The sequence below is a fragment of the Achromobacter spanius genome (assembly GCF_039673305.1).
Taxonomy (GTDB): Bacteria; Pseudomonadota; Gammaproteobacteria; order Burkholderiales; family Burkholderiaceae_B; genus Achromobacter; species Achromobacter spanius_F.
Genome location: NZ_JBDJLJ010000019.1, coordinates 21529 through 40182 on the forward strand (window position 1 = coordinate 21529; position 18654 = coordinate 40182).

The window sequence follows — 18654 nt, forward strand, 5'->3', positions numbered from 1 at the left end:
ATCGCCCGGTTGATTCCTAGGCGATAGACCCGATGTCGAACCCGTTTTTCAACCTGTATTCCCACGGCTTCGCCCGGGTCGCGGTTGGCGTGCCCGAGTGCCGCGTGGCCGATCCCGCCTACAACGCCGCGCAGACCATCGCGCTGGCGCAGCAGGCGGCCCAGGGCGGGGCGGTGCTGGCGGCGTTTCCGGAACTGGGCCTGTCGGCCTACACCTGCGACGACCTCTTTCACCAGAAGGCCCTGCTTGACGCCTGCGAGGCCGCGCTGGCCCAGGTGGTCGAGGCCACGGCCGAACTCGATATCGCCCTCATCGTGGGCGCGCCGCTGCGCGTGGACCACCAGCTCTTCAATTGCGCCGTGGTGGCGGCGGGCGGGCGCGTGCTGGGGGTGGTGCCCAAGAGCTTCCTGCCCAATTACGGCGAATTCTACGAAGCGCGCCAGTTCAGCGCCGCCGATTGCGCCACCGCGTCGGAAATCAGCCTGTTCGGCCAGACCGTGCCTTTCGGCGCCGAACTGCTGTTCCAGATGGAACAGCTGCCGCTGTTCCAGTTCCACGTCGAAATCTGTGAAGACGTCTGGGTGCCCATCCCCCCGTCGTCCTTCGCCGCGCTGGCCGGCGCCACGGTGCTGGTCAACCTGTCCGCCTCGAACATCGTCGTCGGCAAGGCCGAATACCGCCACCAGCTGGTTTCGCAGCAGTCGGCGCGCTGCCTGTCGGCCTACATGTACACGTCGGCCGGGCGGGGCGAGTCCTCGACGGACCTGGCCTGGGACGGCCAGGCGCTGATCTACGAAAACGGCGAGCTGCTGGCCGAATCCGAACGCTTCCTGAGCCATTCGCACCTGCTGTTCTCGGACGTGGACCTGGAACGCCTGTCGCGCGAGCGCATGCGCCAGAGCACCTTCGGCCAGTCCGTGCGCCGCCACCAGGACGAAGTCCGCAAGTTCCGCCGCGTGGCCGTATCCGTCAATCCGCCGCTGGAAGACGCCGAACTGGCGCTCGAGCGGCGCGTGGCGCGCTTTCCCTATGTGCCGGCCGATCCGCAGCGCCGCGACGCACGCTGCAAAGAGGTCTACAGCATCCAGGTGCAGGCCCTGGCGCAGCGCCTGTCGGCCAGCGGCATGAAAAAGGTCGTCATCGGCATCTCGGGCGGCCTGGATTCCACGCACGCGCTGCTGGTATGCGCCAAGGCCATGGATTCCCTGGACCTGCCGCGCTCCAATATCCTGGCCGTCACGATGCCGGGCTTTGCCACCAGCACCCGCACGCTGCAGCAGGCGCGCCGGCTGATGGCGGTGGTGGGCTGCACGGCCTCTGAAATCGACATCCGCCCCAGCTGCCTGCAGATGCTCAAGGACCTGGGGCATCCCTACGCGGACGGCCAGCCGGTCTACGACATCACCTTCGAGAACGTGCAGGCCGGGGAACGCACCAACCACCTGTTCCGCCTTGCCAATTTCAGCAATGCCATCGTGATCGGCACGGGCGACCTCAGCGAACTTGCACTGGGATGGTGCACGTACGGCGTGGGCGACCACATGTCGCACTACAGCGTCAACGCCAGCGTGCCCAAGACGCTCATCACGCACCTGGTGCGCTGGGTGGCCGAGTCCGGCCGCCTGGGCGACGAGGGGGCCGAAGTGCTGCTGGACGTGCTGGGAACGGACGTCAGCCCCGAGCTGGTGCCCGGCGGCGCGGACGACAAGCCGGTCCAGAAGAGCGAAGAGTCCATCGGGCCCTACGAGCTGCAGGATTTCAACCTGTTCTACACCCTGCGCTACGGGTTTGCACCCACCAAGGTCGCCTTCCTGGCCTGGACGGCCTGGCGCGACCGCGAGGCCGGCGCCTGGCCCGAGGCCGGGCACGTCGTGCGCAACCAGTACGACCTGGCGGCCATCAAGCGCAACCTGAAGCTGTTCCTGGACCGGTTCTTCCGCCTGAGCCAGTTCAAGCGCACCTGCGTCCCGAACGCGCCGAAGGTCGGGTCCGGCGGTTCGCTGTCGCCGCGCGGCGACTGGCGCGCGCCCAGCGATTCCCAATCGGTGGTGTGGCTGCGGGAAGCCGACCGCATTCCGGACGAGGCGCCGGGGAACTGACGGGACGGGCCTGCCCCAAGATGGGGCGGCCTTCCGGAAAGCGCTCCCGCCGCGCGAGGCGCGGCGCGTTTTTCCCGGGGCCGGGGGGCGTACCCCGGCCTTGCCGGTGGTATTCTCTTATTCATTGCGCCCGGCCGGGCCAGGGCGCCGCAACAGATCAAAAAACCAGGACGACCAACGTGAAACAAGTCACCGCCATCATCAAACCCTTCAAGCTCGACGAAGTCCGCGAGGCGCTGGCGGAAGTCGGCGTCAGCGGCCTGACGGTCACCGAAGTCAAGGGTTTCGGCCGCCAGAAGGGCCACACCGAACTCTATCGCGGCGCCGAGTACGTGGTGGACTTCCTGCCCAAGATCCGCGTTGAAGTCGTGCTGCCCGACGACCAGGTCGAAGCCGCCATCGAAGCCGTGGTCAAGGCCGCCCGCACCGGCAAGATCGGCGATGGCAAGATCTTCGTGACGCCGGTTGAACAAGCCATCCGCATCCGCACCGGCGAGAGCGACGAAGAGGCGCTCTGATCCCTCCCTGGCGGGCCGCCTTTCGGCGCGGCCCGCGGTCCTACCTGATCAACTGGTTCATCTCCAGGATCGGCATCATCACCGCCAGCACGATCAGCAGGACGAATCCCCCCATCAGCAGTATCAGCGCAGGCTCCAGCAGGGCCGTCATCGCCATCGCGCGCCGTTCCAGGTCGCGCGACAGGTTCTGCGCGCCCCGGTCCAGCAGCTCGGGCAGGCGGCCCGTTTTCTCGCCGCTGGCGATCAGGTGCACCAGCAGCGACGGAAACACTTTCTGCGCGCCCAGCGACGCCGATAGCGCGGCGCCTTCGCGCACGCGCGCCGACGCCTCGTCCACCGCCAGCCGCAGGACGTCATTGCCCAGCGTGCGGCGCGCTGCCTCCAGTGCGGTCAGCAGAGCCACGCCGCTGCCACAAAGAATGGCCAGCGTGGACGCGAAGCGCGCGGCGTTCACGCCCAGCACGAAGCGCCCGGCCAGGGGCAGGCGCAGGACGCGCGCGTGCCATGCACGCCGCGCCGCGGGCGCGCGCAGCGTGTAGCGCCACAGCGCAATGGCGGCCACCACCGCGATGCCGGTCACCGCGCCCCATTCGCGCACGTAGTCCGACAGGGCCAGCATCGCGCGCGTCAGCATCGGCAGTTCCTGCTTGGCCTGGCTGAAGGCCGACACCACCTGCGGCACCACATAGCCCAGCAGGAACACCACGATGATCACCGACACGCTGGCCACCACCGCCGGATAGATGAACGCCGTCATGACCTTGCTGCGCAGGGTGTTGCGTTCCTCGATGTAGTCCGCCAGTTTTTCCATCACCTGCGCCAGGTCGCCGGATTCCTCGCCCGCGCCGATCAGGGCGCGATAGATCTCGGGGAAATCGCGCGGCCGCGAGGCCAGCGCCGCCGACAGGCGATGGCCCGCGCGCACGTCATCGCGCACGCCGCCCAGGGTGGCGGCGATGTGCTTTTTTTCGGCCTGTTCCAGCGTGGCGCTGAGCGCCGCATCCAGCGGCAGGCGCGCGGCCAGCAGGCTTGCAAGCTGGCGCGTCAGCCATGCCAGGTCGGCGTCCGACAGGCGGGTGCGCAGGGCCGCGCCCATGCCTTCGGCGCGCGCCGCCAGCGCCGTAGACAGCGGCAGCAGGCCGCGTCCGCGCAGCTGGTTGCGGGCGCCGCGCTCGGAGTCGGCGTCGATCGTGCCGCGCACGATCTTGCCGAGCGCGTCGGTGGCTTCATAACGGAAGGAAGGCATGGCTGTAATAAAGCGAAGGCACCCGGCGAAATCGCCAAGAGCCCCGAATTTAAAGGGTTTCCAGCCCGCTACCTTGCCTTCGGATTATGACCGGGATGTTGCAGTCACACCCCGTATACTCCGACGCGCTTTCACGTTTTTTCACTCGACTTCACGTCTCGGGCCCCTATCTCGTCATGCGTCACATCGCGCAATTCAGCCTTGCCTTCCTGCTTGCCGCAAGCCAACTCGGACCGGTCGCCAGCACGGCCCACGCACAACAGGCCGACAATCGCGTCAGCCTGAATTTCGTCGACACCGACATCCCCGCCGTGCTGCGCGCGCTGTCCCTCTTCACGCAGCGCAACTTCCTGGTGGATCCCCGCGTCAAGGGCAAGCTCACGCTGGTGTCCGACCGCCCCGTGGATAGCGGGCAGGCGCTGGCGATGCTGACCGGCGCGTTGCGCCTGCAGGGCTTTGCCATCGTCGACGTGGACGGCGTGACGCGCGTGGTGCCCGAAGCCGACGCCAAGCTGCAGGGCAGCGCGGTGGTGGGCGGCGGCAAGCCCGCGTCCGGCGCGCCCGTGGCCGCGGGCAGGGCGCCCGTTCCCGTGTCGGCGTTTGCCAAGAGCGGCGGCGGCAACAGCGGCGAAATGCTGACGCGCGTGTTCCCCCTGAAGTACGAGAACGCCGCCAACCTGGTGCCGGTGCTGCGCCCCATGGTGCCGCCGAACAACCCGATCAACGCGTATCCCGGCAACAACACGCTGGTGGTGACCGACTACGCCGACAACCTTGAGCGCATCGCGGCCGTCATCGCGCGCATCGACGTGCCCAGCTCGATCGACACGGACGTGGTGCAGGTGCAGTCGGGCATCGCGACCGACATCGCCATCCTTGCCTCGCAGCTGCTGGATACGCAAAGCAGCGATCCCACGCAGCGCATCGCCGTGGTGGCGGACCCGCGCAGCAACAGCGTGCTGGTGCGTTCGGGCAGCCCCGCGCGCACACGCCTGGCCCGCGACCTGATCCTGAAGCTGGACGCGCAGCAGAACCGCGCCGGCAACCTGCACGTGGTCTACATGCGCAACGCGCAGGCCACGCGCATCGCGGAGGTCCTGGGCGGGCTGCTGACCGGCCAGGCCAATTCCGCGCCTGGCGCGGCGCCCGGCGCAAGCAGCAGCAGCGGCGGCGCGCAGGGCGGCGCGCGGGCGCAGAACACGTCGGCCAGCACGTCCAGCCAGGCGGGGCAGGGCATGTCCAGCCTGTCGGGCTCGTCCAAGAGCGGGTTGTCCGGCGAGCAGGAACGCATCTCGCGCGAAGACAATTCATCGCAGGCGGTGTCGTATTCCGCGGGCGGCGCCACGATCCAGGCGGACCCGGCGACCAACTCGCTGATCATCTCGGCGCCCGAGCCGCTGTACCGCAGCCTGCGCGAAGTGATCGACCAGCTGGACCAGCGCCGCGCGCAGGTGCTGGTGGAAAGCCTGATCGTGGAAGTCAGCGAAGAGAAGGCCGCGGAATTCGGCATCCAGTGGATGACCGGCGCGGGCAACATCAACGGCAACGGCACCAGCTTCATCGGCGGCACGAACCTGGGCGGCAGCGGCATCACCGGCAACGGCCCGACCTCGATCGACGCGCTGGGCGGCGGCTTGAGCCTGGGCGTGGTCAAGGGCACGGTAGACGTGCTGGGCAACGAGGTCATCAACCTGGGCGTGCTGGCGCGCGCCATGCAGAACACGGGTGAAGCCAACATCCTGTCCACGCCCAACCTGCTGACCCTGGACAACCAGTCGGCCAGCATCCTGGTGGGCAAGACGGTGCCGTTCGTGACGGGGCAGTACGTGACCTCGGGCAGCAACGGCAGTTCCAATCCGTTCCAGACCATCGAACGCGAGGACGTGGGCCTGAAGCTGAACATCCGCCCGCAGATCTCCGAAGGCGGCGCGGTCAAGCTGGACATCTACCAGGAAGTCAGCAGCATCGACGAGAGCCGCTCCAACTCCACCACCGGCATCGTGACCAACAAGCGCGCCATCGACACCAGCGTGCTGATCGACGACGGCCAGATCATCGTGCTGGGCGGGCTGCTGGAGGACAACGTGACGCTCACCTCCAACAGCGTGCCGGGACTGGGCTCGCTGCCGGTGATCGGGTCGCTGTTCCGCTACGACACGCGCAAGCGCACCAAGACCAACCTGATGGTGTTCCTGCGTCCCTACGTGGTGCGCGACGCGAATCGCAGCGCCAGCGTCACGATGGACCGCTACGACTACATGCGCCGCGCGCAGGGCGCCGTGCAGCCGCGCGAACACTGGGCGCTGCCCGACATGCAGGCGCCGATGCTGCCGCTGCCGGGGTCGGCGCCGTCGGTGTCGAACAACGCGTACGACCTGCGGCCCGAGCAGCAGGCGCAGACCCTGCGCCGCCCGCCGCCCGCGACGGTCGAGACCTTCGCCGTGCGCCAGTATCCCGGCACGCCGCCGGCCCCCGCCCAGCAGCCCATCCGCGCGCCCCGGCCGGTCATGATGACGGTGGCCGTGGACCCCGAGACGCTGCTGTGAGCACGCATCCCTTGCCCTATGCCTGGGCCCGCGCGCAGCGCGCGGTGCTGTCGCTGCGCGGGGGGCAGGCGCAGTTGACCGTCAGCCCGCGCACGCCCGACTGGGCGGTGCGCGAGATCCGGCGCTGCCATGGCGACATCGCGCTGGCGCAGGTCGACGATGAGGCGCTGGAAACGCTGCTGACCGCGGCCTACAGCCATTCGGAGGACGCGGCCTCGGTCATGGGCGTGGCCGAGAACGAAATCGACCTGGACCGGCTGCTGCAGGACATGCCCGAAGTGGCGGACCTGCTGGAAGCGCAGGACGACGCGCCGGTGATCCGCATGATCAACGCGCTGTTCGCGCAGGCCGCGCGCGACGGCGCCAGCGACATCCACATCGAGCCCTTCGAAACGCATTCCGTGGTGCGCTACCGGGTGGACGGCACGCTGCGCGACGTGGTGTCGCCGCGCAAGGCGCTGCACGCGGCGCTGATCTCGCGCATCAAGATCATGGCGCACCTGGACATCGCCGAAAAACGCCTGCCGCAGGACGGCCGCATCGCGTTGCGCGTGGGCGGACGGCCCATCGACGTGCGCGTGTCCACCTTGCCGACCGGCCATGGCGAACGCGCGGTGCTGCGCCTGCTGGACAAGGAAGCCGGCCGCCTGCGGCTGGAGAAACTGGGCATGAGCGCCGGCGTGCTGGAACGGCTGGACCGGCTGATCCGCCAGCCGCACGGCATCGTGCTGGTCACCGGCCCGACCGGCAGCGGCAAGACCACGACGCTCTACGCGGCGCTGAGCCGGCTGGATGCGTCCACCAGCAACATCCTGACGGTGGAGGATCCCATCGAATACGACCTGCCCGGCATCAGCCAGACGCAGGTCAACGCCAAGATCGACATGAGCTTCGCGCTGGCGCTGCGCGCGATCCTGCGCCAGGACCCGGATGTGATCATGATCGGCGAAATCCGCGACCTGGAAACCGCGCAGATCGCGGTGCAGGCCTCGCTGACCGGCCACCTGGTGCTGGCCACGCTGCACACCAATGACGCGGTGTCCGCGGTGACGCGCCTGACGGACATGGGCGTGGAGCCATTCCTGCTGGCCTCGTCACTGCTGGGCGTGCTGGCGCAGCGCCTGGTGCGCAAGCTGTGCCCGGCGTGCAAGGCGCCGTCGATGCTGGACGGCGTGCAGGTGTTCCACCCTGTGGGCTGCGAGGCCTGCAACCACACCGGCTATAGCGGGCGGTCGGGCATCCACGAGCTGTTCACGGTGGATGACGAGGCGCGCAGGCTGATTCATGAAGGCCGCGACGAGCGGGAATTGCGCCGCGCCGCGGCCGCGTCCGGCATGCGCAGCATGCGCGAGGACGGGCAGCGCTGGGTGGATGGAGGGCAGACGTCGCCGGAGGAAATCCTGCGGGTGACGCGGGACGCATAGCGTTCGGGGGACTGCTCACCACAACGCGTTATCCGAGTGACTGAACTCGGCCGCTGCTCAAACGCCGCCACTACGCGCTGGCACTCGTTTCGGCCATCGCTCAGCGTATCGGGAAGAACGTGCCGGCCAAGGTTCCGTTGGTGCCGCAGTAGGGCGGACCGGATGAAACTGCGCCGGGCGGCTGTTCCTCGACGACCAGCCCATCACTCTGGCGTTGCAGGTTCAGTACCCAGCCTTTGGTGTCGACGCTCTTGACCTGCAGGCGCTCGCCCTTGGCCTTGCCGGCGGCCTCCACGTTGCACGACCAGCGCCCGTCGTGCGGCTGTGCGGCCGAACCTTCATACAGGATGTCGCCGTCGGGCTTCTTCCAGAGCGTGATCTCGCCGGAGAGGTTGCGCCATCTGCCGGTAAAGCCCTTGCGTTCGGCCAAGTCCAGCGAGGCGAGAAACGCGTCCCGGTATTTCAGGCGGCTCACGAGTTCCTCGATCGGTTTGTCCTTGTCGAACGGCTTCTCGAAGGCGTCGTCGCGCACCTTGATGAAATAGCGCTGGTCGCGCGACAACGCTTCGGCCGTGATGGAGTCCAGGGATTTGCGCGCTTCGCTGTAGCGCTTGGCGATGCTTGAATCGAGCGCTGCGAGTTGCGGGTTCGCGCAGATGGCTTTTTCTGCTCCCGTGCGCGCCTTGGCGCAGTCGAACGAAGGCAAGGCCTCCGGCGCCGCCGTGGCGGTCATGGAAAGCGCGCACAGCACCGCGGCGCAGGCGGCAGGGAGTGTATTTTTAGTCAGCATGGTGTCGCGGATGATAGCGAGAATTCGCGCAATGCAGGGGGAAAAAACAGCTTGAGAAATACAAGTGTCAGACTGCAATTCTGCCGGCCACAGGCAGGGGAATTGCAGTCTGACAACATTATTACGCAAGGCGCCGTCCATGCTGGACGGCGTGCAGGTATTCCACCCGGTGGGCTGCGAGGCCTGCAACCACACCGGCTACAGCGGGCGGTCGGGCATCCACGAACTGTTCACGGTGGACGACGAGGCGCGCAGGCTGATCCATGAAGGCAGCGACGAGCGGGAATTGAGCCGCGCTGCGGCCGCGTCCGGCATGCGCAGCATGCGGGAGGACGGGCAGCGCTGGGTGGATGGGGCAGACGTCGACGGAGGAAATCCTGCGGGTGACGCGGGACGCATGAGGGACTGCTCCCGGCAAGGAATGGACGTCGCACCTGCTTTGGTGCCCTCGCTCCTAGCTACCGTCGACTCTCTCGACGTCTTCACCAATTGGCCGAATGACTCGTGCGGGATTGCCGCCTACAAACGTGTTTGCCGGGACATCCCGGGTTACGACTGAGCCTGCTGCGACAACCGAATTTTCACCCACTCTTACACCGCCGATGATTGTTACGCCGGCGGCGATCCACACATTTCGCTCTATTGTGATGGGCTTAGCGATCACGCAAGCACGACGCTGTGTTGGATCTAGAGGATGGCCCGAGGTGATGAGGCTTACGTTAGGCCCGATCATCACGTCATCCGCAATGTCAATGCCGCCAAGATCGTACATTGTGCAATTCTGGTTGATGAAAACATTGCGTCCGAGGCGAATGTTCTCTCCCCCGGTCGTATAAAACGGCGGGATGAGCGAAAAGCCGTCATCCACCACGGTGCCAATAAGCTCGCTGAAGACAGCGCGAATTTCTTCTGCATCGGCGTACGTCAACCGATTGAGCACTGGAGTTATGGACATGGCACGCTTAACGCTCGCCACCATTGCCGCCGATTCTGGCGTTCTCCGCGAAACTATTTTGGTCAGGCTTTCAGGTTTCGAATTGGGCATGGTTTCAAACAGATTCTTGTCGGTCTGGTTCTTCGGAAGTTTCGCTCAAATTCGACTCGTTCCGCTATCCCCGCATCGTCTCTGCCAATCCAGTTCAAACCATGCCGCTGCGCCATTGCGACGCAGGCATCTGCAATGTGCATCCGGGTGCCAGCCCTGCGCCGAAAAGAAGCGCAGAACGCCGTCGCAATCAAGAAAGACCCCGCATGCGCAAGAGGTCGCGGGGTCGATCACCCGGCGATCGGAGCGGAAACCGATCGCCGCCGGCGAGGACGTTCAGGCGGTCAGGAAGCGCGTGACTTCGGCCCAATCGTTGGTCGACAGGGCGACGTCCTCGTAGTCGCCGGCTTCCTCGTCGTAGCGCGAAACACAGAAGCGCTGGCTCCTGCCGGATTCGCGGTCGGCATAGTTGGCGTAGTCGACATACACTTTCAAGCCGCGCTCCGCGTTCTCGAATGAAGGCGCTGCATCGAAGTAGCTCGACGTGTCGAAATACCCGTCGGGCAGGGGCGGCAGGGTGGTGATGTCGAAGTTGGGAAATTCGCTACGCAGTAGGTCAAGGTTCATAAAGAAAGCATGTGAAGGCTGGAAGGCCGACATTTTACGTTGCTCCGTGTCAGCCGCCTCGATGCGTCCCCGACGGCGCGGCGAACTCGGGCGTGTCAAACCCCTGATCGGCTGCCCCGCCTATCGCTGGGACGCACCCGTCCCGAATGTCACCGTGTCCCCCGACCGCCTGCCGAGCGTCGACATCAAACCGTCCAAGGCGGCACGGTCCGCTTCGCTGGCGGTACGGGAAAAGGTCGCTTCGCCCTGAAAGCTCAGGCCGCGTCCGCTGGCGCTGCCCTGGCCCTTGACGTCGAGCAGCCCGCTCTCGGTGCTCAGGGCGAGCGTCGCGCCGGATTTGCCGCCGCCTTGCACCCGCAGCAGATAGGTGCCCACCGGCGTGATGGGCGTGAGCGCCGTGCCGGCATTGCGCCAGCGCAGGTCCACGGCCGGTCCCGGCGGCAGCGGGGCGCCCAGGCGCAGCGGCTGCCAGTTGATTTCCAGCATGCCTTGCGGGGCGAGCGTGTTCCAGGGCGCGCCCAGCGCGGGCAGGACCGACGCGGGTACGCGCAGGGACTGGGCCGGCACGGCCAGCCCGTTCCATCCGGGCCGCGCGCGCAGCGTGCCCTGCAGCCAGGGGTGCGAGATGTCGAGGGCCATCGCGTCCCAGCGCCATTGCCATTGCACGGCCTGCGGCAGCACGCGCCGCGCGCCCGGGGCGCCGAGCGCGATCAGAGCGCTGCCGCGCCACAGCGTGCCGCTGGCATCGGCCAGCGTGACGGGCGCATCGTCGGGCAGCGCGGCCAGCAGCCAGCGCGCGGGCAGGACGGCCGCGCCCGCCGCGACGGCGCAAAGGGCGCCGGCCATCCATAGTCCGGCGCGGCGCGGAAAGGGAAGACGCAAGGGCATCAACGGCTCCCGGCAGCGGGCGGCGGCGTCAGGACAACCTTGCCGTTGACCAGTCCCGGCAGCGGCCGCCCGTTCGCGTTGGCGGCCCGCGTCAGGTCCACCTGCGATATCGCCAGGCCCCAGTCGCGGCCCGCGCCGTCCAGCCAACGCATGAGGGCCGACGAGGGCGCCTGGTCCAGCGACAGCGCCACGCCGCCTGCCTCAGCATCCTCCAGCGTCCATTGCCCGGCAGGCAGGCCGGCGCGCTCCAGGCTGGCGGCCAGCTCGGCCTTGGCGGGCAGGGCGGCGGCGGGCGCGGCGGCGCGCTGGCGCAGGGCCCTGGCCTGCGCTGTCAGGTCGGCCACGGCGGCGGCCTGGGTGCGCAGCCCGGGCAGTTCGGCCTGCAGCTTGCGCACCGTGTTCAGGGCGGGTTCGATCAGGCCGACGAAGACGATCGCCGCGCCCAGCAGCAGGGCGGCGCCGCTCACCAGGCGGCGTTCGCGCGGGGCGAGCGCTTGGTAACGCTGGCGGGCGCGCGCGAGCGCGGGGTCCAGGGGCTTGCGGGCCGAAAGCCACGCGGCTTGCAGTCGGTGGAGCGTTTTCATGGTTGGCTGCGCACGATGCGCCAGGTGTTGTCGGATTCGCCGCGCTCGAGCTTCAGTCCCAGGGCGGCGGCCTGCTGGACCAGCGCGGGCGTTTCGGCGACGCGTTGCGATTGCGGGCCGGCGTCGGCCAGTTGCAGCGTGAGCGCCTGGTCGGCATAGGTCAGGCGCGCCACCTTGTCGGCGGCGAAGGGCAGGGCCTGGGCGGCGGCGCGCGCCAGCGGCAGGAAGGCGCCGGCGCTGGCCGCGCCGCGATTGGCCTGCAGCGCGTCCAGCCCCTGCTGCGCCTGGCGCGCCGGGTCCAGCACGACGGGCAGGTCGGGAAAGGCGGCCAGCACCTGTTCGCGCATGCCGTTGCGCAGGGCGTCGGCCTCGCCGCGCAGCTGGGACGCGTACAGGTTCAGGCCGGCGATCCACACGACGGCGGCCAGCGCGGTCCAGCGCCAGGCCGGGCGCCAGCGGGATGCGCGCGCCGGCGCGAGCTGCGGCATGGCCAGGGACCAGGGCGGCGAGGGCGCCAGCCAGCGCGGGTCGGCCGGGTCGCGCACGGGGGCGTCCGATGCCGGCGCCAGGGTTTGCGGCGCGATCAGCGCGCGGACCCGCAGGCCCTGTTCGCTCAGCAGGCCCCAGGCGCGCCGCACCGGTTCCTTCGGCGACCAGGCCAGCGCGACGGCGCCGTCCGCGGCGCGCGGGCCGTGGCCCACCGCCAGCGCGTCCAGGTCGCTCAGCACCAGGGGTTCCAGCGCGCCGCGCACGGCGGCGCCGAAGTGGGCGCGCGCGACGGCCGGGATCTGCACCGTGGCGGCGATGACGTCGGCCGGATGCAGCACGGCTTCGCAGGCGGCCTGGGGCCAGGCGTGGCCCATGGCGCGCAGCGCCAGTTCGCCCTGGCGCGTGCAGCGTCCGCGGCGGTCGAACCACGCATAGGCCAGGGGCGAATCGGCGCCGAATTCTTCCAGCGGGGGCAGCGCGATGCGCAGGGTGTTCTTCAAGGAATCTCTCTCGTCCAGATCGTGTCGGGCGCGGCCGGCGGGGCGCTGCGCACCAGCGCCTGCATGGAGACGCGAGCCCGTTCGTAGACCACGGTGCCGCTGGCCAGGAACCAGCCGCTGTTGGTGGCAACGGACGGCGCGGGCGTCTTGACGCCCGTGCCCGCCAGCCGGTTGGCGAAATCGCCGGTGTTGTTGAACCAGTTGCCGCGGTCGCGTTCACCCGCCATGGCGCGCGCCTGGCTGAGCGACAGCCCGGGCACCAGCGCGGCGATGACTTCGGCGGGCGCCGTGTTGACGTTGACGCTGGAGGCCGCGGGCAGCAGCGTCATCGTGCGCCGCAGCGCGTTGCGCATGGGCGGCTCCAGGCCCAGCAGCGCCGCGACCTCGTCCACGCCGCGAGGCAGCGGCGCGCGGGCCTGGGGCGTGTTGGCTGGCGTGGTCGGGGCGTCGGCGGCCTGCACGGGGGGCTGCGCGGACGCCACGATGTCGATGATGCGCGCGGCCAGGGTGTCGGGCAGCTGCAGCGTGTTCAGCAGGCGGCGCAGCACCTCTTCCTGTTCGGGCTGGGGCACGCCGTTGCGCGCCAGGTTGTAGAGGTTGTACTTGCCTTGCTCGTCCTCCACGCCGCCCGAGAACACCGCGACGCGGTCGTCCCCCGGACGCTCGATGCGCGTGTCCAGCACCGGGGTGGCCCAGATCTGGTCGCCGCGCGTGGTGGGTTCGCGCCGGCCATGGTCGCGCACGACCAGCCGGGCCCAGTCGATGCCGCCCGCCAGCATGGCGCGCGCCTGCACGCGCGCGAGTTCGTTTTCCACGCGCCGCGTGCTGGCGGTCTGGCGCTGGACCAGGCTGGTGGTCAGCGCCGCGACGATGGCCACGATGATGAGGGCGCTGACGACCGCCGCGCCGCGTTCGCGGCGGCCTCGCGCGCAAGCGGGCGTCATGGCAGCTCCAGGATGCGCGTGTAGCGCCGCAGGTCGCCGGGCGAACCCCGTTCGAACGTGATCTCCAGTCCGGTCGGGGCCGCCGCGAAGGACGCGTTGGCGTCCACCCAGCCGGCGCCCGGCACCCACGCGCGCACGGCCAGCGTGCGCACGCCGGGCAGCAGCAGCGCGCCGTCCGTGGCCGCGGGCAGGGGACTGCGCGGCGCGGAAGGGCCGCTGGCGCGCCACAGGCCGTCGGTCCGGACCTGCCACTGCACGCGCTGCCACAAGCCGTTGCCGTCGGGATCCGGGCGCAGGATTTCCAGGGTCTGGCCGCCCGTCGCGCGCGTCAGCAGGCGCAGTCCGCTGGTGAAGGCCACGGCGTCCAGGCCCGGAGAGTCGAAGGCCGGACCGGTGTATGAAAGCTCGATATCTCGGGCCATCTGGCCCAGCGTGCGGACGATGGCGTCGGTGTCCTCGGCCTGCGCGGCGATCAGGTCGCGCGCGCCGGACACGCTGGCCAGGCCGCGCCAGGCCATCAGGCTGACGAGCGCCATCAGCGCCAGCGCCACCAGCACTTCGATCAGCGTGAAGCCGGCCTGGGATTTCGGGGAACGGCGCATCGTCATCGCAGGCTGGACAGCAGTCCGTCCAGTTGCAGCAGCACGGCGCCTTCGCGCGGGGACGCGGCGTCGTGAACCTTGACCGAGACCTGGCGGAAGCTGCGGTTCATGGAATTCGTGAAAACCAGTTCGCACTGCAGCGCCAGGCCGCCCTGCGGACAGGGCACGGTCTGGGAGCCGGCGCGCGGCAGGGCCTGGTCCAGGCGCAACTGCGTCAACGCGTTCTGCGCCGCCAGCAATGCCAGCGCCTTGTCCTGCAGGGCGCGATTGTTCGACGCCATGACGCCGGTGGCGCGCAGGGCCGCGCCCATCGCCACGGCGATGATGGCCAGCGCCACCAGCACTTCGATCAGCGTGAAGCCGCGCTCGCGACGGGGCGGACGCGGCAAGCCAGCCCCTGCCTCTGGCGCGCGCGGGCGTCGGGCGGAGCGTTCAGCGGATGTCATAGCGTCCCGCGGCGTCGCGCTGCAGCGTGACGCGCACGTCGCCCGCGCTCAGCGTCAGCGTCATGGGCGCGGCGACCCATTCGGTGTTGAAGACCAGTGGGCGGTCCGGGTCCAGGCGCAACTGGACCGGGCTCGCCGACCAGGCCTGCGGCCGCAGCACCTCGTCGCGCTCCAGCCGGTCGGCGGGCACGGGGATGTCTTCCTGCGCGGTGGGGCCGGGCGCGCGGCCCTGGCGCTCGAAGGACCAGCCCTGGCCGTTGGCGAGCCAGCGGATGGGACGGCCGTCGCTGCGGGCTTCGCTCTGCGCCACCGTGAACGCGTCGGCCAGCCGTTCGGCGTCGCCGCGCAGGCGGTTGTCGCCGCGGCCGATGGACAGGCTCACCATGCTGGCGGCAATGGCCACGATCACCAGCACCACCAGCACTTCGACCAGCGTGAAGCCGCGCTCAGAGTTCCCAGGAGCCGATGTCGGCATCGCCGCTCTCTCCGCCGGGCTTGTTGTCGGCGCCGAACGAGAAGACGTCGACGTCGCCTTTGACGCCGGGGCTCAGGTATTGGTAGGGATGGCCCCAGGGGTCGTTGGGCAGCTTGTCCAGGTAACCGCGCCAGTTGGCCACGCCGTCGGGCTTTTGCGCCAGGGCGCGCAGGCCCTGGGCCGTCGTGGGGTAGCGGCCGTTGTCCAGGCGGTAGAGCTTGAGGGCCTGCATGATGCCGCCGATGTCCTGGCGCGCGGCGGCCTGGCGGGCCTGGTCGGGGCGGTCCAGCACGCGCGGCACCACCAGCGCCGCCAGGATCCCCATGATCACAATCACCACCATGATCTCGATGAGGGTGAAGCCCTGCTGGCGGGCAAGCCCACGCGGTAACTGACGCACTTTGCAACTCCGGTCTATCTGTTGAAGCCCGGGATTGTGGACATGAAATATGACAGTAATGCGCGCGCCGGCGCGCCTCACTTTTCGCGGCTGATGCCGCCCGGCGCGTCCTGCGCCGCCAGCGCGGCCAGGCGGCTGGGGCGGCCCGACTGCTCGACGGTGACAGCGTCCGCGGCGATATCGCGCAGCACGATGCCCGGCGCCACTTCCGCGCCGGCGCGCCAGGCCAGGGGCGGCCCGCCGTCCACGCTCAGCACCGCGGCGCCGTCGGGCCCGGCCGCGATCACGCCCAGCACGCTGATCTGCGTGCGCATGGCTTCGTCCTTGCCGAACCACAGCGCCACCGGCGTGTTGCCCGCCGCGCGCGGGGCGGCGGCCGCGACGGCGGGGGGCAGGGGCCGGGGGCGGGCCGCAAGCTGGAGGGAGGCCCACACGCCCACGCCCGCGGCAAACGCCAGCACGGCAAGAACACGCAGCGCGGCGGGCGCGGAGGGCAGGGGCAGGCGCAAAGATAAAGGCATGGGATTGAACGGCAGACGACACGACTGGCCCGACTGTAGCGGCCTTTCATGACAGCAATGCAATAGCGGCAATACGGAGGTGTCCGACACCCTTGGAAGACGATCGTCGGCTTGCCGCAATGTCTCAGCGGGTGTCTGGCGCCGGGCCGCCGGAAAACCGGCCGCTGCCTTGCGTTGCACGCAATCGAATCGCCCGCGCGGGGGCCGCGCCTTGCGTCTTGCGCAAAAGAATCCTGATCCAACGATCAGGGTTTCTCTTCTTTGCTTCACGGGTCTTTCACCTTCGGCCGCCACCATGTCGGCCAGCGTAAGAACCCGTTCATGACAAGAGAAGAGAAGCGATGCAACTATCGAATTGGAGAAGATGGTGCGCCATGCTGCTGGCAACCAGCGCATTGGCCGGCTGTGGAGGCAGCGATGACGACGGCGACGACGCCGTCGTCCCGCCCACCCAGCCGCCCGTCACGGAGCCCGGCCAGGCCAGCGCCGACAAGGTGCTGTTCATCGGCGTCGACGGCCTGACCTACGACGCGCTGCGCCGCGGCCTGGCCGACAGGTCGCTGGCCAATATCGGCCAGCTGACCGCGACCCGCGCCTGGACGGGCGGCGTCACCGGCACGGCCACGCAGCAGCCGACGCTGCTCGTGCCGGGCTGGGCCACCTTGCTGACCGGGCAATGGGCCGACGCGCATGGCGTGCGTTCCAACGCGCAGGACCAGGCCCTGAAGGCGCCCAGCCTGTTCCAGCGCATCAAAACCGCGCAACCGCAGGCGCGGACCGCGGGCGCCTTCAACTCGCCGCTGCTCGCCGGCCTGGTGGGCACCGATCGCGATGCGGGCTATCTGCAATCGCTGACCGACTGCGCAGGCGAGGACAATTGCGTCGCCTCGCAGGCGCGCGACCGCATCGCCGAAGGCTATGACGTCGTGGTGGCGCAGTTCGGCGCGCCCGAACGCGCCGCGAACGAAGGCGGCTTCGGCACGACCTACGAGGCCGTCATCCGCCAGACCGACGCCGCCATCGGCGTGCTCGCCAAGCAGCTGGCGGACCGCCGCGCGGAACATCCCGAAGAGAACTGGCTGATGGTGGTGGCGTCCAGCCACGGCCTGGACAAGACCGGCGGCAGCGACGGCCTGCCGTTCTCGTCCAACAAGACCATCCTCCTGGCGGCCAACCAGCCGGCCCTGCTGGGCGGCAGCGCCGACGACGCCGCGTTCGACGGCCTGTGGGACACCAACTGGTACGCGCTGCCCAGCGCCGCGGACGTCTCGCCCACGCTGCTGGCGCACCTGGGCGCGCTGCCCGCGGCCAGCGCCTACGACATGGCCGGCACGTCGCTCAGCGAACCGCTGGCCCTGCGCCGTGTCGCCACGCGCACGTCCATGGACAACAAGAGCGTCACGGTGACCTGGGTGCGCGTGGGCGAGCCCGACGGCGACATCGTGGTCAGCCGAGACGGTGCTGAAGTCGCACGCCTGCCGGGCACCGCCACGGAGTACGTGGACACGGGCTTCACCTTCGATGCCGAAGGCCTGCACGAGCTGGCCTATAGCGTGTCCGCGGGCCATGCGGTCAGCGCCGCGCGCGCCACGGTGGTCTATGCCAAGCCCGTGCCCCTGCTGGCGTCGCTGCGCACCGGCCTGACGATGTTCTTCCCGTTCGAAGGCGACGTGGCCGACGTGGCCGCGGGCGGCGGCGCGATCACGCCGTACGACGGCGCGCAGGCGCCGGCCTATGCCGACCCGGGCGTCTATGGCAAGAGCTTCCGGAACGAGCGCGGCACGGCCGCCCTGGGTGCGTTCAAGCTGGATTACCCGGCCGGTCTGCTGGACAGCGTGCAGGCGTTCACCATCGGCTTCTGGTTCCAGTCCGACGGCACCGCCAACGACCGCTCGATCGTGGGCAACAAGGACTACAACTCGGGCGCCAACCCCGGCATCACCATCGCCCAATGGGCCGGCCCGGAGCTGCGCTTCAACATCGCGGGCGGCAGCAAGCGGGCGGACATCAACGGCGTGAAGTTCACGGCCAACAAGCCCGTCTACATCGCCATGACCATCGACAAGACGGCCAAGACGATGACGGCCTACCGCTACGACAGCGAGCTCGGCTTCCTGCGCAGCGTCACGTCCACCGCCACGCCGGGCGTCGACCTTACCGCGGTGGCCGGCGTCTTCGGCCCGCACATCGGCCTGAACGAAGACGGCAAGGGCACCTACGGCATCTGCTGCGCCGGCACCAAGGGCCCGTACACCATGATTTTCGACGACCTGGCCTTCTGGTCCCGGGCCCTGACCGAAGCCGAGGTGAAGTCCCTGGCCCTGTCCGGCAAGTCCGTTTCCGAATTGTTTCCCTGATGTCCCAAGGATAGAAAAACCATGAGTAAGTCCATGATCTTGCGCGGTTTCCTGCGCGCCGGCGCGGTGCTGATGCTGACCTCCACCCTGGCTGCCTGCGGCGGCGATGACGGCGGCGACGACGACGCCGGCACGCCGGGCAACCCCACCCAGCCCGAAACGCCCACGACGCCGCCCACGCCGGCCAAGCCCGAACTGCGTTGCGCGCCCTGA

Annotated in this window: 19 protein-coding genes and 1 pseudogene; 7 read left to right on the forward strand and 13 right to left on the reverse strand. The window is 69.2% G+C overall.

Annotation, left to right across the window (positions count from 1 at the left end; genetic code table 11):
• The first annotated feature begins 32 nt into the window (after positions 1–32).
• Together ABE485_RS16755 and ABE485_RS16760 are read left to right on the forward strand one after the other, a co-directional pair.
• Positions 33–2099 (forward strand): NAD(+) synthase, encoded by a 2067-nt coding sequence (locus ABE485_RS16755; protein ID WP_346516394.1) that lies wholly within the window; start codon positions 33–35, stop codon positions 2097–2099.
• Between the two features lie 179 nt (positions 2100–2278).
• A complete protein-coding gene (locus ABE485_RS16760) occupies positions 2279–2617 on the forward strand; it encodes a P-II family nitrogen regulator (RefSeq protein WP_006386376.1) in 339 nt (112 codons plus the stop codon).
• Between the two features lie 40 nt (positions 2618–2657).
• Here the strand turns inward: ABE485_RS16760 and gspF are convergent, their stop codons facing one another.
• The gene (gene gspF / locus ABE485_RS16765; RefSeq protein WP_346516395.1) at positions 2658–3863 is read right to left on the reverse strand and encodes a type II secretion system inner membrane protein GspF; all 1206 of its coding nucleotides are present in this window, start codon (positions 3861–3863) and stop codon (positions 2658–2660) included.
• Between the two features lie 176 nt (positions 3864–4039).
• Here gspF and gspD point away from each other — a divergent pair, with 176 nt between their 5' ends.
• Together gspD and gspE are read left to right on the forward strand one after the other, a co-directional pair.
• Positions 4040–6409: a type II secretion system secretin GspD gene (gspD, locus tag ABE485_RS16770; protein WP_346516396.1), complete on the forward strand. Its 2370-nt coding sequence runs from the start codon at positions 4040–4042 to the stop codon at positions 6407–6409.
• Positions 6406–7833, forward strand: coding sequence for a type II secretion system ATPase GspE (gene gspE, locus ABE485_RS16775; protein ID WP_346516397.1), 1428 nt, complete (start codon positions 6406–6408; stop codon positions 7831–7833). The genes gspD and gspE overlap by 4 nt, the downstream gene beginning before the upstream one ends.
• Before the next feature lie 100 nt (positions 7834–7933).
• Here the strand turns inward: gspE and ABE485_RS16780 are convergent, their stop codons facing one another.
• Positions 7934–8764 (reverse strand): lysozyme inhibitor LprI family protein, encoded by an 831-nt coding sequence (locus ABE485_RS16780; protein ID WP_346516398.1) that lies wholly within the window; start codon positions 8762–8764, stop codon positions 7934–7936.
• Here ABE485_RS16780 and ABE485_RS16785 point away from each other — a divergent pair.
• A pseudogene (locus tag ABE485_RS16785) lies at positions 8751–9024 on the forward strand (type II secretion system protein GspE); the annotation flags it as partial. The gene ABE485_RS16780 and the pseudogene ABE485_RS16785 overlap by 14 nt on opposite strands.
• Positions 9025–9077: 53 nt before the next feature.
• On the opposite strand, the gene ABE485_RS16790 reads toward ABE485_RS16785, so the two are convergent.
• From ABE485_RS16790 to ABE485_RS16840, 11 genes are all read right to left on the reverse strand, one after another.
• A complete protein-coding gene (locus ABE485_RS16790) occupies positions 9078–9668 on the reverse strand; it encodes a sugar O-acetyltransferase (protein ID WP_346516399.1) in 591 nt (196 codons plus the stop codon).
• Positions 9669–9944: 276 nt separating this feature from the next.
• Entirely contained in the window at positions 9945–10235 is a 291-nt protein-coding gene (locus ABE485_RS16795) for a hypothetical protein (protein ID WP_346516400.1), read from the reverse strand.
• Between the two features lie 120 nt (positions 10236–10355).
• Complete coding sequence (gene gspN / locus ABE485_RS16800) at positions 10356–11123, reverse strand: type II secretion system protein N (protein WP_346516401.1); 768 nt, start codon at positions 11121–11123, stop codon at positions 10356–10358.
• Positions 11123–11707, reverse strand: coding sequence for a type II secretion system protein GspM (gene gspM, locus ABE485_RS16805; protein ID WP_346516402.1), 585 nt, complete (start codon positions 11705–11707; stop codon positions 11123–11125). Before gspM ends, gspN begins: the two co-directional genes overlap by 1 nt.
• Positions 11704–12696: a type II secretion system protein GspL gene (gspL, locus tag ABE485_RS16810; RefSeq protein ID WP_346516403.1), complete on the reverse strand. Its 993-nt coding sequence runs from the start codon at positions 12694–12696 to the stop codon at positions 11704–11706. Before gspL ends, gspM begins: the two co-directional genes overlap by 4 nt.
• Positions 12693–13640, reverse strand: a complete 948-nt coding sequence (gspK, locus tag ABE485_RS16815) for a type II secretion system minor pseudopilin GspK (RefSeq protein ID WP_346516405.1) — start codon at positions 13638–13640, stop codon at positions 12693–12695. Before gspK ends, gspL begins: the two co-directional genes overlap by 4 nt.
• Complete coding sequence (locus ABE485_RS16820) at positions 13637–14242, reverse strand: prepilin-type N-terminal cleavage/methylation domain-containing protein (protein ID WP_346516406.1); 606 nt, start codon at positions 14240–14242, stop codon at positions 13637–13639. Before ABE485_RS16820 ends, gspK begins: the two co-directional genes overlap by 4 nt.
• A 2-nt stretch (positions 14243–14244) precedes the next feature.
• Positions 14245–14688 carry a type II secretion system minor pseudopilin GspI gene (gene gspI, locus ABE485_RS16825; protein ID WP_346516407.1) on the reverse strand — a complete coding sequence of 148 codons (444 nt, stop codon included), beginning with the start codon at positions 14686–14688 and terminating at the stop codon, positions 14245–14247.
• Entirely contained in the window at positions 14675–15163 is a 489-nt protein-coding gene (gene gspH, locus ABE485_RS16830; protein WP_346516408.1) for a type II secretion system minor pseudopilin GspH, read from the reverse strand. The genes gspI and gspH overlap by 14 nt, the downstream gene beginning before the upstream one ends.
• Positions 15135–15563 (reverse strand): type II secretion system major pseudopilin GspG, encoded by a 429-nt coding sequence (gspG, locus tag ABE485_RS16835; protein WP_056570063.1) that lies wholly within the window; start codon positions 15561–15563, stop codon positions 15135–15137. Before gspG ends, gspH begins: the two co-directional genes overlap by 29 nt.
• 77 nt (positions 15564–15640) lie before the next feature.
• A complete protein-coding gene (locus ABE485_RS16840; protein ID WP_346516409.1) occupies positions 15641–16084 on the reverse strand; it encodes a hypothetical protein in 444 nt (147 codons plus the stop codon).
• 341 nt (positions 16085–16425) lie between these two features.
• Between ABE485_RS16840 and ABE485_RS16845 the strand changes: the two genes are divergently transcribed.
• Complete coding sequence (locus tag ABE485_RS16845; protein ID WP_346516410.1) at positions 16426–18441, forward strand: alkaline phosphatase family protein; 2016 nt, start codon at positions 16426–16428, stop codon at positions 18439–18441.
• Between the two features lie 21 nt (positions 18442–18462).
• Entirely contained in the window at positions 18463–18654 is a 192-nt protein-coding gene (locus tag ABE485_RS16850; RefSeq protein ID WP_346516411.1) for a hypothetical protein, read from the forward strand.

Excerpts from the sequence above, each read along its gene's own strand:
- ABE485_RS16780 (WP_346516398.1), bottom strand. The coding sequence starts at position 8,764 with ATGGACGGCGCCTTGCGTAATAATGTTGTCAGACTGCAATTCCCCTGC.
- gspF (WP_346516395.1), bottom strand. The coding sequence starts at position 3,863 with ATGCCTTCCTTCCGTTATGAAGCCACCGACGCGCTCGGCAAGATCGTG.
- ABE485_RS16845 (WP_346516410.1), top strand. The coding sequence starts at position 16,426 with ATGCAACTATCGAATTGGAGAAGATGGTGCGCCATGCTGCTGGCAACC.
- ABE485_RS16755 (WP_346516394.1), top strand. The coding sequence starts at position 33 with ATGTCGAACCCGTTTTTCAACCTGTATTCCCACGGCTTCGCCCGGGTC.
- ABE485_RS16790 (WP_346516399.1), bottom strand. The coding sequence starts at position 9,668 with ATGCCCAATTCGAAACCTGAAAGCCTGACCAAAATAGTTTCGCGGAGA.
- ABE485_RS16795 (WP_346516400.1), bottom strand. The coding sequence starts at position 10,235 with ATGAACCTTGACCTACTGCGTAGCGAATTTCCCAACTTCGACATCACC.
- gspI (WP_346516407.1), bottom strand. The coding sequence starts at position 14,688 with ATGACATCCGCTGAACGCTCCGCCCGACGCCCGCGCGCGCCAGAGGCA.
- gspM (WP_346516402.1), bottom strand. The coding sequence starts at position 11,707 with ATGAAAACGCTCCACCGACTGCAAGCCGCGTGGCTTTCGGCCCGCAAG.
- gspN (WP_346516401.1), bottom strand. The coding sequence starts at position 11,123 with ATGCCCTTGCGTCTTCCCTTTCCGCGCCGCGCCGGACTATGGATGGCC.
- gspK (WP_346516405.1), bottom strand. The coding sequence starts at position 13,640 with ATGACGCCCGCTTGCGCGCGAGGCCGCCGCGAACGCGGCGCGGCGGTC.
- gspH (WP_346516408.1), bottom strand. The coding sequence starts at position 15,163 with ATGCCGACATCGGCTCCTGGGAACTCTGAGCGCGGCTTCACGCTGGTC.
- ABE485_RS16820 (WP_346516406.1), bottom strand. The coding sequence starts at position 14,242 with ATGCGCCGTTCCCCGAAATCCCAGGCCGGCTTCACGCTGATCGAAGTG.
- ABE485_RS16840 (WP_346516409.1), bottom strand. The coding sequence starts at position 16,084 with ATGCCTTTATCTTTGCGCCTGCCCCTGCCCTCCGCGCCCGCCGCGCTG.
- ABE485_RS16850 (WP_346516411.1), top strand. The coding sequence starts at position 18,463 with ATGAGTAAGTCCATGATCTTGCGCGGTTTCCTGCGCGCCGGCGCGGTG.
- gspD (WP_346516396.1), top strand. The coding sequence starts at position 4,040 with ATGCGTCACATCGCGCAATTCAGCCTTGCCTTCCTGCTTGCCGCAAGC.